The organism is Catellatospora sichuanensis (assembly GCF_007483665.1).
Lineage (GTDB): Bacteria > Actinomycetota > Actinomycetes > Mycobacteriales > Micromonosporaceae > Catellatospora > Catellatospora sichuanensis.
Genome location: NZ_ML660186.1, coordinates 125,194 through 138,200 on the forward strand (window position 1 = coordinate 125,194; position 13,007 = coordinate 138,200).

The window sequence follows — 13,007 nt, forward strand, 5'->3', positions numbered from 1 at the left end:
GCTCAGGCCAGGTTCAGCCAGAGCTGTTCGTGCCCGCGCAGCATCAGCTGCCGTGGCGTGCCGGGCGGCTCGGCCAGCCGGATGTCGCCGAAGCGGTCCAGCAGCATGGCCAGGCCGCGCTGCCCCTCCAGCCGGGCCAGCGCCGCGCCGAGGCAGTAGTGCGCGCCCGCGCCGAAGCTGAGCGTGGACGTCTCGGTCCGGTCGGGGTCGAACACGTCCGGGTGCGCGAAGTGCGCCGGGTCGCGGTTGGCGGCCGCCAGCAGCACCAGCACCCAGCACCCGGCCGGGATCGGCACCCCGGCGACCTCGGTGTCCTGCGCCACCCAGCGCACCGAGAAGTGGGTGGGCACCTCGTAGCGGAGGATCTCCTCGACGTATCGCGGGGTCAGCGACAGGTCGGCGCGCAGCCGGGCCAGCGCCTCGGGCCGCTCCAGCAGCAGGGTGAGGCCGTTGCCGAGCAGGTGGGTGGTGGTGACGAAGCCGGCGTTGAACACCACGATCAGGTTGGCGGTCAGCTCCTCCTCGGACAGCTGCCCGCCGTCGGACTCCAGCGCCTGCACCAGTGCCGTGACCAGGTCGTCGCGCGGGTCCGCGCGCCGCCGCGCGGCCAGGTCGGCGAAGTATGCCGTGATCTGTTCGGCGGCGGTGTTCGCGGCGGCGGTGTTGTCGGCGGTCGCGCCGCCGAGTTCCAGGATCGCGCCCAGGGCCAGCGCCCGGGGGCGGTACCAGGCGCGGTCGGCCGCCGGCACACCGAGCAGCTCGCCGAGCACGTCGGCGGGCAGCGGGAAGGCGAACTCGCTCATGAAGTCGACCTTCGCGCCGCCGCCGGCCTGCTCGGCGAGGCGGTCGAGCAGGTCCGCGGTGAGCCGTTCGACCGCAGGGTCGAGCGCGTTGACCCGGCGCGGGGTGAACGCCTGGTTGAACATCTTGCGCATGCGGGTGTGCCGGGGCGCGTTGGTGAAGAAGACCGAGTTCATGAATACGGCGTGCGCCCGGTTGCCCTCCCAGGTGGGCTTCGCGCCGAGCAGCGTGGAGTCCATCACCTTGAAGGTCGCCGAGTCCCGCAGGACGTGTGCCGAGGCCTCGTACCCGTGCACGACGTAGCTGTACCGGTCGCCCGGCGCGACCTTGCAGACCGGGCCGTGGCGGTGCAGGTCCGCGTAGAACGGGTAGGGGTCGCGGCGTACCTCGTCGGTGTGCAGCGACGCCAGCGAGACTTCGGCGACCACGTCAGTCCTCGGCGGAGTCGTCGGCGAGGAGCAGGTCGAGCGGGATGGCCTTGGCCATCGCCTCGTTGCCGGCGTCGTTGGGGTGGATGTGGTCGCCGCTGTCCCACTCGGGGCGCAGCTTGGTCGGGTTGGCCGGGTCGCGCAGCGCGGCGTCGAAGTCGATGATCCCGTCGAACTCGGTGCTGGTGCGGAGGTACGAGTTCACCTGCAGGCGCACCGAGTCCAGCGTCGGGGTGTACGCGACCACGCCCGGCGCGGACTCGAAGGCGTTCCACGGGCTCAGCGTGCACACGATGACCTTCAACCCGGACTGCTTCGCCACCGACGCCATCTGCCGGATCCGCGCGATGATGTTGTCCGCGGTGTCCTGGCTGAGCCAGACGTCGTTGATGCCCAGGGCGAGGATGACCGTGCGCACCCCGGTCTGCCCGAGCACGTCGAAGTGGAACCGGGACGCGCCGTTCATGCCGAGTTCGTTGACGCCGAGGTCGGAGCCGTTGAGGGTGAGCCGGTTGCCGGACAGGCCCGCATTGAGGATGCCGGGCGCCCGGCCCTCGGGCGCCTCCTTGACCAGCCGCGCGCCGAGGTGGTCGGTCCACCGCCGGTCGGCGTTGACGGTCGTCTTCAGCCCGTCGGTGATCGAATCGCCGAGCACCACGATCGAGCCCTGCCCGGTGCGGTTGAGCACGTCGAGGCCGGTGAGGTAGTACCAGTTGTTGCGGGTCTCGGCGAGCTTCGCGCCGCTGGCGTCGCTCGCGTGGTCGCCCGCGCCGATGTAGGCGGTCTCGCGGGCGTACAGGTGCCAGGTCGCCGGCCCGGGTTTCTGCTCAGGCACGTAGAGGGTGACCGCGACGTCCTGCGCGGCGGGCACGTCCATCGGCACCGGGTCGCTCACCGCGCTGCCGCCGGACGGGATGGTCACCCACTTCTGCCCGTTGAACGTGGCATCCACCACCGAGCCGGGCTTCAGGTCGCCGGGACCGGCCTCGGGCCATGGCAGGGCGAGCGTGGCGCGGCCGATGGTGAGCGGCGCGGTGCCGTACCGGTTGGACAGCCGGATGCGGGCCTGGGTGCCGCCGACCGACGTGTGCACGAACATCCGGATGGTCTGGTCGGAGAAGCCGTCCTTGGACTTGCCCGACCCGGCCGGGGTCAACGCCGCGGACCACGAGCCTGTCCAGGCCTCGGGCTCGGGGGCGACGGCCTGGCTGTTCGCGGTGGCGACCAGCAGGGTCGAGCCGACGGTCACCAGGGTGACCAGGGCCATCAGGAATTGCCGTTGCCGGGGGCTGTTCATCGGCGCGAAACTCCTCGGTCGCTGAGGGTGGTGTCGACCATCGATCACCGGAACCCGGGCATCGCTCGGTGCGCCGCGTGCGCGGCGAGCCGGGCTCGTGGTGTCAGGTCGGCAGTCTAAGCCGATCCGAGGGCCGTTGGCATCATCGGAATCGATGGACCGCCCACTCAAGACGTCTGCATACGCAAATGTCCCGATTGGAAACTGACGTCTATACGAATCGACGACCCTAGGTGGTTCCTGATTCATCGCGGCGGCGGTAACGTCCTGCCCGTAGGCCGCTGCCACACACCCGGAACCGGCCTGCCACCAGCGAATCCGCTGCTTCCTGACCGAACTGGGGTGACTCGACCGTGGGCGATAGGACATTCGATCCCGCAGCCAACTACGCCGCACAGGCATTGACGCTCTTCACCGGATACGGTGACGCCGAAGCGCTCGTCGCGGTCGACGGACGCCGCTACTCCTACACCGAGGTGCGCGCCGAGGTGATCGCGATGGCGGGGGCGTTGTGGGCCCACGGCATCCGCCCCGGGCACGCGCTGGGCGTGCTCGCCCGCAACCCCGCCGAGTCGATCTTCCTGCAGCTCGCGGCAGGGCTGATGGGCTGCCGTACCGCCTGGATCGCCAACAACGCCCCGCCGCGGTTCCGGCGCGGCTTCCTCGACCTGGCCGAGGTCGACGCCTTCGTGTACGACGCCGGCAAGCTGCCGGAGATGGGCGCGGAGCTGGCCGCGCTGGCCGCTGGCGGGGAGTCCTCGGGGGTCCGCCGTCCAGGCGGGCCATCGGGACGGGCCACCAGCGGAGCGCCCCGGCCGGTGTTCTGCTTCGGGCCGGGCGGCGCGGGGCCGGATCTCACCGCCGCGCCGCGCGCGACGTCGCTGCCGTTCGACCCGGCCACCATCACCCACGAGCCGTCGTCGCTGTTCCAGACCGGCGGCACCACCGGCTCGCCGAAGCTGGTGCACCACGGGCACCGCTTCTTCGCCGCGCTGCACGCCCTGTCGGAGTACTACCTCGGCAGCGGCCAGCCCACCCTGCGGCACCTGCTGGTCGCCGGCACCTGGCACGTCAGCGCGCAGACGGCGGTGTTCATGACGCTGTTCACCGGCGGCACCGCGTTCCTGCACGACGGCCTCGAATACCCGCTGTTCTACGACACCATCGAACGCGAGCGCATCAACAGCACGCTGCTCGCCCCGCCGCTGCTCAACGTGCTGCTCGACGACCCGAAGTCGGCCGGGGTCGACTTCGGCAGCCTGCACACGCTGACCGTGTCCGGCGCGGCGGCCTCCCCGGCCCGGCTGACCCAGGCCATCGAGCGCTTCGGCCCGGTGCTGCGCATCGTGTACGGCATGAGCGAGTCCCCCTTCATCTCGGCGCTGCCCGAGCTGGACCATGACCCGGCGCACCCCGAGCGGCTGTCCTCGTGCGGCATCCCGTACGGCGACGTGCGCGTGCAGGTCCGGGGCGCGGGCGGGCAGGTGCTGCCGCCCGGCGAGGTCGGCGAGGTCTGGATAACCGGTTCGCTGATGATGCGCGGCTACTGGGGCATGCCCGAGCTGACCGCGCAGACGCTGGTGGACGGGTGGCTGCGCACCGGTGACGTGGGCCGGCTGGACGCCGACGGTTACCTGTACCTGCTGGACCGGGTCAAGGACATGATCGTGACCGGGTTGAGCAGCACCAACGTCTTCTGCCGCCCGATCGAGGACGCGCTGGCCGCCCATCCCGAGGTGCTGGCCGCGGCGGTCATCGGCGTGCCGCACGAGCTGGAGGGCGAGGCGGTGCACGCGTACGTGGTGCGCACGCCCGACGGCACGGTCACCGCGGCGGAACTGATCCGGCTCGCCACCGCCGAGCTCAACGCCATGTGGGCGCCGCAGCAGGTCGAGTTCATCGAGGAATTCCCGCTGACCGAATCCGGCAAGGTCGACAAGAAGGCACTGCGGGAGCGGTATGCCGCCCGCACCGGTACTGGAGGGCACTGATGACGATCCACGCCGCGCCCGCGGTCGGCGACCCGGTGCCGGAGCAGCCCGAGCAGGCCGCGGCGCTGCCGGTGCTGGCCGCCGAGGCGGTGTCGACCCTGGCCACCCGGATGTCGCTGCTGGTGGTGCCGTGGCTGATGCTGGCCGCGGACGCCGACTGGCGCGCGGTCGGGCTGGTCGCGGCGGTGCAGGTGCTGGCATACCTGCTGGCCGGGCCGGTGGGCGTGGCGCTGGCCGACCGGCTGCACCCGGTGCGGCTGGCCGTGTCGGCCGACCTGCTCAGCGTGCCGGCGCTGGCCGGGATCGCCTTCTTCGCGCTGCCCGACTCGGCCCTGGCCGCATCGTCGGGACTGCTCGGTGTCGCAGGGCTGGGCGGGCTGGCCGCATTGGCCGGTGCGCTGCGCGCGGTCGGCGACCGGGCCAGGAACGCCATACGCCGCGACGGCGGTGACGACGGCGCACGGCCACCGCGGTCCGGTGCGGTCCGTGCGCTGCAGGTGATCGTGGTCCTCGCCGGGGGTGCGGCGGCGGGCGTGCTGGCGGTGCGCCTCGGCCCGGCCGGGGTGCTGTGGCTCGACGCGGTGCTGTGCGCGCTCGGCGCGGCGATGCTGGTGCAGGCGGTCACCGTCCGGCCGCGGTCCGATGCCGCGTCGCCGCCGTCCGAAGTGCTCAGCGGCGAGGTGCTGCCCGCCGAATCCGGCGCGGCGGGCGACCCACGAGGTGCTGCCGCGACCCGATCCGATGACGAGACCCCGACAACCGACCACGACACCACGGCGACCGGGGACACGGCTTCGGACGGCCGCGTCGCCGCGGCGGCCCGGCTCGCGGGCGGTCCACAGCTCAACGGCCGGGTTCCGGCCCCGTCAGGCAGCGACGACACCCCCGTCGCGGCCGATGACGACACCGCCGATCGGCCCGGTGAGGGCCCGGCCGCACGCGGACGGCACGCCGCGGCGGAACACCCGGCCGACGGCCGGCAGGCACCGCCGATCGCCCGTACCCGGGCGCGTGACCTGCGCCGCAATGCCATGGCCGAGCTGCGGGCCGACGGGCTGGTGCGCCGCCTGGCGGCCGTGCTGTTCGTGACGAACCTGCTGGTACAGGCCGGTGCGGTGCTGCTGGTGGCGGCCTGGGTGGAGCATGTGCTGGGCGAGCCGGATCTGCTCGGCCTGGTCGGCGGTGCGTTCGCGCTCGGCGCGGTCACCGGGTCGGTCGTGCTGACCGGGTTGACCCCTGCGCCGTCGCGCCACCTGATGCCGGCGCTGGCCTTCCTCGCCGGTGGCGGGGCGGCCGCGGTCGTCGGCGGGCTGCCGCCCGTGCAGCTGATCGTCGCCGTCGTCGCCGCGGTGTGCGGGGCGACCATGTCGTCGGTGACACCTCCGCTGGGCATGCTGTTGTCGCAGCGGGTGCCGGTGCCCGTGCGCAGCCGCGTCGGCGGGTTCGCCTCCGGCATCGCCTACCTGGGCGTGCCGCTCGGCACGGCCGCCGCGGCCTGGGCGCTGCCCCGGCTGGAGCTGCCCTGGGCGCTGGCCGCCGCGGCCGGGGCATACCTGGTGGCGCTGCTGGCCCCGGTGTTCGCATATCGCACCTGGCGGCAGCTGAGCGCCGGTGCGCCGGCCGTGCTGACCGGCGCGGCACGGCTGCCCGCGCGCCTTTCCGTGACACTGGCCTACGCCAACGGCCAGTGGCTGGTCGAGGTGCGCAAGGGCCGCGCCCTGCTGGGCTCGCGGCACCTGGTGAAGAGCGCCGAGGCGCTGAACATGCTGGCCCTGCTGGACGTCCCGGGTGTACGCCGCAGCGTCGAGGAGGCACTCGCGGTCGACCAGACCGAGGCGTCCCGGCAGGCCGAGCGCATGCGCAGCGAGCTGGCCGAGCTGGAGGCGAAGCTGGCCGGGCTGTCGGAGATGGCCGAGCTGAGCGAGGTCCGGCTGCCGGTGCAGCAGACGCCGAACAGCAAAGCGACCAGCCATGGCTGACGGGTACGCCACCACCCTGGAGGCGGCCGACCCGTACTGCCTGCGCCCCGGCGAGGCGGCCGCGCTGCTGGCCGGGCACCCGTGGAAACGCTTCGTGGTGCTGGGCGACAGCGTCGCCTCGGGCGTCGGCGATCCGGTGCCCGGTTACGTGTTGCAGGCCTGGTGCGACCGCATCAGCAGCGAGCTGGCCGAGCAGCAGCCGGACCTGCATTACCTGAATCTGGGCGTGCGGGAACTGCGTGCCGTGGAGATCCGGGAGCAGCAGCTGGACCGGGCGCTGCGCTTCGCGCCGGACCTGGCGCTGATCTCGGCGGGCGGCAACGACGCGCTGCGGCGCTCGTACCAGCCGGAGGCGGTGGACGAAGAACTGGCCGCGATGATCACCGCGTTGCGCGCGGCGGGCGCGGAGGTCATCACGGTCGGCATGTTCGACGTGTCCTATGCGCCGTCGTTTCCGGAGCCCGTGAAGCAGCAGGTGGGGGAGCGGATGCGGATGCTGTCGGCGCGCACCGCGGCCCTGGCGGCCCGGCTCGGCGCGATCCACGTCAACTGCACCGGCCACCCCGCCGAGCGCGACCCGGGCAGCTACAGCGCCGACGGCGTACACGGCAACCTGCGCAGCCACAGCATCTGCGCCGCGCTCACGGTGCGCCGCCTCGGCGCGCACCTGGGCCGCACGTCCCCGGTCTGACGGTGGTCAGAGGTAGTCGGCGGTGGTACGGACCCGGCCGAAGCGGGGGAAGGTGCGGCGTACCGCCATCTCGTGTTCGTCGGTAGCCAGGCCGGACGTGGCGTCCTCAACGAATTCCAGGTCGTAGCCCATGTCACTGGCGGCTCGTGCGGTGGACTCCACGCCCATGGTGGTGACCAGGCCCGCGAGCACGAGCGTGGTCCCGCCCAGGCGCTGAAGCTGCTCGTGCAGGTCGGTGTTGTGGAACGCGCCGATGGTGCGTTTGACCACCAGCAGGTCACCGGGCTGGGCCAGGCCCTCCACCAGGTCGCTGCCGGGCGGCTGCGCGGCGACGTTGGGACGGTCGACCCGCACCAGCACCACGGGTCGCTCCGCGGCCCGGAACGCGGCGGCCAGTTGCGTGCACCGCCGCAGCACGTCCTCACCGGAGTGCGGTTCCACCGGCAGCGCCACGATGCGCGGCATCAGGTCGATCAGTACGAGAGCGGTGGTCACGAGTCGATCTTACTCCGCCGTGCCGTGCCTAGATCGTTCTAGGTCGCGGCGGGACGTTCCTGGAGCCGTCGGGGTTCCACGCTGAGCATATTTGGCACATTCATCTAGCAAGCTAAATATTGAAGATTCTTGCAAGGTTTGGCATCGTGTTCCAGGACCGAGCGCCCCAACCGGGCAACCCGGTCACCTCCGGCATGTCACCACATGCCATAACCCCGAGGAGGAACCATGCTCCACACCGGATCCCCGTTCCGGCGTATCGCCGTACGCGCGGCCGCTGCCACGCTGCTCGCCGCGGGTCTGCTGGTCCCGGCGACCGCCCAGGCCGCCCCCGTCGGCGGCACCGGGCCCGCGCTGACCGCCGACGCGGCAACCGCTCTCGCGGCCGAGATCGACTCGGCCGGCGTCTACCAGGACAACGCCGGCAAGATCGTCGTCACCGTCACCGACAGTGCCTCCGCCGACCGGGTCCGCGCCGCAGGCGGTGTCGCCCGCCTCGTCGCCCGCAGCGCCGCGCAGCTGACCGGCGCCACCGCCGAACTCGACCGGCTCGCCCGCATCTCCGGCACCTCCTGGTACACCGACCCGATCAGCAACCAGGTCGTGGTCACCGCCGACAGCACCGTCACCGGGTCGAAGCTGGCCAGGCTGAAGGCCGTCACCGACCGCCTCGGCGACACCGTACGGGTGGAGACCGTCGCCGGCACGCTGAGCCCGACGATCGCCGGTGGCCAGGCGATCTACGGCGGCGGCTCGCGCTGCTCGCTCGGCTTCAACGTGCGCAGCGCCAGCGGCGTCTACTACTTCCTCACCGCCGGGCACTGCACCAACCTCGCCGCGAGCTGGTACGCCAACTCCGCCCGCACCCAGCTGATCGGCACGCGCACGGGCACCAGCTTCCCGGGCAACGACTACGGCATCGTGCGCTACGACAGCACGATCGCCCACCCCGGCAACGTCTACCTCTACAACGGCAGCTCGCAGGACATCACCAGCGCGGGCAACGCCGTGGTCAACCAGACCGTGTACCGCAGCGGCAGCACCACCGGCCTGCGCAGCGGCCGCGTGCTCGGCACCGGCGCGACCGTCAACTACCCGCAGGGCACCGTCACCGGCCTGATCCGCACCAACGTCTGCGCCGAGGGCGGCGACAGCGGCGGCTCGCTGTTCGCGGGCACCGTCGCGCTGGGCCTGACCTCAGGCGGCAGCGGCAACTGCAGCTCCGGCGGCACGACCTACTTCCAGCCGGTCACCGAACCGCTCAGCGTCTACGGCGTGAGCGTCTACTGAGCCTGCTCCTCAGGTAAGGCAGCCGCCGGGACCCCCCACCCGGCGGCTGCCGTTCCGGTCAGCGGCTGGACTTGCAGACCTCCTGCACGGCGGTGAGCAGCTGGTCCTGCTGCGGCTGGACGGCGAGGTCGAGCTCGCGGGCGAACGGCAGCACCGCGCCGTCGGGCCGGGTCACCCGCTTGGGCGGCACGGTCAGCCGCATCTGCTCGGCGGCGGTCGCCAGGATCTCCCCGGCGATGCCGCACATCCGGTTGGAGTCGTCGACCACCACGAGCCGCCCGGTCTTGGCCACCGAGGCCGCCAGCCCGTCCCAGTCGAACGGGTACAGCGAACGCGGGTCGAACACCTCCACCGAGAACTGGTCGGCGAGCTGCTCCGCGACACCCAGCGCGGCCTGCACCAGGTGCCCGACCGCGACCACCGTGACGTCCGTGCCCGCCCGGTGCACCCGGCCGACGCCCAGCGGCACCGGCCCGAGCGCGTCCAGGTCCACGTCGCCGCGCACCCCGAGCGCACCCGCGGGCGCGAAGAGCACCACCGGGTCGTCGTCGCGGATCGCGGTGAGGAACAGCCCGTACGCGTCCTCCGGCGTCGCCGGCACCACCGTCTTCACCCCGACGTGCGCGAACAGCCCGTACGGATGGTCGGAGTGCTGGCCGGCCCAGCCGCTGCGGGAGCCCGAACCCGGCACGAAGTAGGTCACCGGCACCTTGGCCTGCCCGCCGGTCATCAGCGAGAACTTGTGCGCCTGGTTGGCGATCTGCTCGAAGACCAGGAAGAGCAGCGACGGGATCTGGAACTCGATGACCGGCCGCAGCCCGGCCAGCGCCGCGCCGGTCGCGAAGCTGGTGAAGGCCTGCTCGGACAGCGGGGTGTCGACGACGCGCGCGGGGCCGTGCTTGGCCAGCAGGCCGGTGGTGACGTTGTTGACGCCGACGCCGATGTCCTCGCCGAGCACGCACACGCTGTCGTCGCGGGCCATCTCGTCGGCCAGCGCCCGCTGCAGGGCCTTGAGGTAGGACAGTCGTGCCATCAGCGCACCGCCGTGTCGAGGAGTCCGGTGCCGTCCCGGCCGCGCAGACCGGTGGCGTAGAGGTGGTCGAGCGCGCGGGCCGGGTCGGGGCGCGGGCTGTCCAGCGCGAACGCGACCGCCTCGGCGAGCGTCGCCTCCACCTGCGCGTCGAGTTCGGCGCGCACGCCCTCGGGCAGGCCTACGCCCAGGACGTCCAGCGGGTCGCGGGATCGGCCGGCCGCCACCTCCTCGTCGGCGCGGTAGCGCACCCGGGCCTTGTGCTCCCAGGTGTGGTGGGCGTCGAAGCGGTACGCGGTGGCCTCGAGGAAGCTCGGCCCGCCCCCGGCGCGGCCACGGGCCACGGCGTCACGGGCCGCGGTCAGCACCGCCACCGCGTCGGTTCCGTCCACGCTGACCGCAGGGATGCCGAACGCCTCGGCGCGGGCCGTGATGGACCCGGCGACGGCCTGCGCCACGGTGAGGGTGGTGGCGTAGCCGTTGTTCTCACACACGAACAGCACCGGCAGCCGCCACAGCGCGGCCAGGTTGAACGTCTCCAGCAGCACGCCCTGGTTGACCGCGCCGTCGCCGAAGAAGCTGACCGCGACCCGGTCGCTGCCCTCCTTGACCGCGGCCCAGGCGGCCCCGGTGGCGATGGCCCCGCCCGCGCCGACGATGCCGTTCGCGCCGTAGATGCCCTTGCCGAAGTCCGCGGCGTGCATCGAGCCGCCCCGGCCCTGATTGAGGCCGGTGGCCCGGCCGGTCAGCTCGGCGAGCATGCGCACCGGGTCGGCGCCCTTGGCCAGCACGTGCCCGTGCCCGCGGTGGGTGCTGGTGATGACGTCGTCGTCGCGCAGAGCCGCGCAGACGCCCGCGGCGATGGCCTCCTGCCCGATGTACGGGTGGATCCCGCCGATGATCTCCCCGGCGTGGACCAGCTCGATCGCCCGCTCCTCGAACCGGCGGATCAACCGCATCGTCCGGTAGAGCCCGGTATCCATGTCGCCTCGCTCGCGCATGCCCTCTCCTTTCTCAAGATCGCTCGACTTGCCAGGCAGGTGGGTGAAAGCGGGCTCAAGATACGCACAGGTGCCGGGCAAGTCCGGCGATCTTGGGAGGTCCGCTCATGCGACCCGGGCCTCCAGGACCCCCGCGCGCGCCTCGACGACCTCGAACCCGGCCTTGCCGAGCAGCTCCCGGTATTCGTGCTCGGTGCGGTCGCGGCCCTCCAGGGTGACCAGCATGAGCAGGTCGACGAGCCCGGCCGCGGAACGGCCCGCCGGGTCGGCCTCCTCGGGCAGGAACTCCTCCAGCACGATCACGCGCCCGTGCGGGGGCAGCACCGCGTGCACCCGGCGCAGGATCGCGATCGCGTTGTCGTCGTTCCAGTTGTGCAGCACCCGGGCCAGCGTGTAGACGTCGGCGCCGTCGGGCACGCCGTCGAAGAAGCTGCCCTCCACACACGCGGAGCGCCCGGCCAGGCCGGCCTCGGCGAGCTTGGCGCGGGCGGAAGCCGCCGCGTCGGGCAGTTCCAGCAGCACACCCTGCAGGTTCGGATAGCGCTCCAGCAACTCGACGAGCAGGCTGCCGTTGCCGCCGCCGACGTCGACCACGATGCGGGCCGCGCTCAGATCGCAGGAGGCGAGCGCCTCCGGCGGGCGCTGGTCGCCCATGGACTCGTTGAACACCGCCGCGGCCTCGGGGTTGTCGCCGAGGTAGTCGTAGAACGGCCGGCCGTACACCGCTTCGAAGGCGGGGCGTCCGGTGCGCAGCGTGTGCATGATCTCGGCGAACGAGCGGAACACCTCGTCGCCCTGCATCAGCGCGTTGAGGCGCACCGAGCCGGGCACGTCGGCGCGCAGCAGTTCGGTGGTGGGGGTGAGCCCGTAGGTGTCCGGGGCGGGGCGGGTGAACAGGCCCGCCAGGGCCAGCGCCCGCAGCAGGCGGCCCAGTGCGCGGGGGTCCGCGCCGCACCGGTGGGCCAGGTCGCCGACGTGCACCGGACCGTCCGCCATCAGGTCCGGAACACCGAGCCGGACCAGCGCGTACACGCCCTGGGCGACCCAGCTGCCGGAGAGGATGCCGAGGAGTTTGCGTCGGGCCAGTGCTTCGTTCATGTCGCTCTCCGAGCCGGGGTGGGGGTGTGCCGAAGTCGCGGCTCACAAGCGGGCGACGCCGGTTGTGAGCCGCGACCGAAAAAAGAGAGGCCGATCAGCCCGCGTCGATCGCGGCGAGGATGCCGGTCCACAGCTTCTGCCGGGCGGCCAGTGCCGCGTTGACCGTCTGCGCCGCCTGCGCCCACTTCTCGTCGTCGTCGCCGCACAGGTCGGTGACCATCTGCATGGCCATCGGCGTGTGGAACTCGCCGTCGACCTCGATGTGGCGGGCCAGGTAGTCGACGAAGGTGTCGAGCTTGCCGCCCTCCTGGTTGACCTTGATGACCTGCTGGAACATGTCCGGGATCAGGTCCTCGCGGCCGAACGCGAACGCCGCGGCCTGGCAGTGGATCGGCAGCGTGTCGATGAAGCGGAAGGTGGTGCGTACGAACTCCGCCGAGACCGGGTTGACGTTCGCCCCGGTCAGCGCCTGCTCCACGGTGCTGCCTTCGCCCAGCAGCTTGATCAGGTGGTTGATGACGCCGGTGTCCGCGCCGGCCTGGTCCATGCCGCCGATGTACAGCTCGAAGTGACTGGTGAAGCCGCCCTGCAGCTCGTCACTCTCCTCGACCAGCACGATGTCGTTGATCAGCCGTCGGCTGCCGGTCGGGCCGCTCGGGATCCACGGCACGTCGACGCTGGTCAGGTGGCGCTGCAGCGACTTCAGCAGGGACATGAAGTCCCACACCGCGAAGACGTGGTGCTCCATGAACGTGACGATGGCCTCGTGGTTGTCCAGCGCGGCGTACAGCGGGTGGCTGACGACCGCGTTGCGGGCCTCGCCGACCGCGTCCTCCAGCCGGGTGATGCCCGGATGCGTCTGACCCCAGTCGTAACGCGACATTGCTCTCTCCTTGGTGATCGGGG

The 13,007-nt window shown here is 72.2% G+C and carries 11 protein-coding genes; 4 read left to right on the top strand and 7 right to left on the bottom strand.

Going from position 1 to position 13,007, the window contains the following annotated elements; translation table 11 throughout:
- Positions 1–2: 2 nt before the first annotated feature.
- Both FLL47_RS06270 and FLL47_RS06275 read right to left on the bottom strand, forming a co-directional pair.
- Complete coding sequence (locus FLL47_RS06270) at positions 3–1,229, bottom strand: cytochrome P450 (RefSeq protein WP_144119479.1); 1,227 nt, start codon at positions 1,227–1,229, stop codon at positions 3–5.
- Between the two features lies 1 nt (position 1,230).
- Positions 1,231–2,526 carry an SGNH/GDSL hydrolase family protein gene (locus tag FLL47_RS06275; RefSeq protein WP_186315583.1) on the bottom strand — a complete coding sequence of 432 codons (1,296 nt, stop codon included), beginning with the start codon at positions 2,524–2,526 and terminating at the stop codon, positions 1,231–1,233.
- A gap of 353 nt (positions 2,527–2,879) precedes the next feature.
- Between FLL47_RS06275 and FLL47_RS06280 the strand changes: the two genes are divergently transcribed.
- From FLL47_RS06280 to FLL47_RS06290, 3 genes are read left to right on the top strand one after another with little or no spacing between them, the layout of a single operon-like run.
- The gene (locus FLL47_RS06280; RefSeq protein WP_144119481.1) at positions 2,880–4,517 is read left to right on the top strand and encodes an AMP-binding protein; all 1,638 of its coding nucleotides are present in this window, start codon (positions 2,880–2,882) and stop codon (positions 4,515–4,517) included.
- Positions 4,517–6,496, top strand: coding sequence for an MFS transporter (locus FLL47_RS06285; protein WP_144119482.1), 1,980 nt, complete (start codon positions 4,517–4,519; stop codon positions 6,494–6,496). Before FLL47_RS06280 ends, FLL47_RS06285 begins: the two co-directional genes overlap by 1 nt.
- The gene (locus FLL47_RS06290; RefSeq protein WP_144119483.1) at positions 6,489–7,187 is read left to right on the top strand and encodes an SGNH/GDSL hydrolase family protein; all 699 of its coding nucleotides are present in this window, start codon (positions 6,489–6,491) and stop codon (positions 7,185–7,187) included. Before FLL47_RS06285 ends, FLL47_RS06290 begins: the two co-directional genes overlap by 8 nt.
- Positions 7,188–7,193: 6 nt before the next feature.
- On the opposite strand, the gene FLL47_RS06295 is transcribed toward FLL47_RS06290, so the two are convergent.
- Entirely contained in the window at positions 7,194–7,682 is a 489-nt protein-coding gene (locus tag FLL47_RS06295; protein ID WP_144119484.1) for an isochorismatase family protein, read from the bottom strand.
- 228 nt (positions 7,683–7,910) lie between these two features.
- On the opposite strand from FLL47_RS06295, the gene FLL47_RS06300 reads away from it, so the two are divergent.
- On the top strand, positions 7,911–8,972 hold the full coding sequence (locus tag FLL47_RS06300; RefSeq protein ID WP_144119485.1) for a S1 family peptidase: 1,062 nt from the start codon (positions 7,911–7,913) through the stop codon (positions 8,970–8,972).
- Between the two features lie 58 nt (positions 8,973–9,030).
- Here the strand turns inward: FLL47_RS06300 and FLL47_RS06305 are convergent, their stop codons facing one another.
- The 4 genes from FLL47_RS06305 to FLL47_RS06320 all read right to left on the bottom strand — a co-directional run bounded on the left by FLL47_RS06305 (position 9,031) and on the right by FLL47_RS06320 (position 12,984).
- A complete protein-coding gene (locus FLL47_RS06305; protein ID WP_144119486.1) occupies positions 9,031–10,005 on the bottom strand; it encodes an alpha-ketoacid dehydrogenase subunit beta in 975 nt (324 codons plus the stop codon).
- Positions 10,005–11,003, bottom strand: a complete 999-nt coding sequence (locus FLL47_RS06310; RefSeq protein WP_246157599.1) for a thiamine pyrophosphate-dependent dehydrogenase E1 component subunit alpha — start codon at positions 11,001–11,003, stop codon at positions 10,005–10,007. The genes FLL47_RS06305 and FLL47_RS06310 overlap by 1 nt, the downstream gene beginning before the upstream one ends.
- Before the next feature lie 105 nt (positions 11,004–11,108).
- Entirely contained in the window at positions 11,109–12,101 is a 993-nt protein-coding gene (locus FLL47_RS06315) for a methyltransferase (protein WP_144119487.1), read from the bottom strand.
- A 94-nt stretch (positions 12,102–12,195) separates the two neighbouring features.
- A complete protein-coding gene (locus FLL47_RS06320; protein ID WP_144119488.1) occupies positions 12,196–12,984 on the bottom strand; it encodes a DUF3050 domain-containing protein in 789 nt (262 codons plus the stop codon).
- Positions 12,985–13,007: the final 23 nt, after the last annotated feature.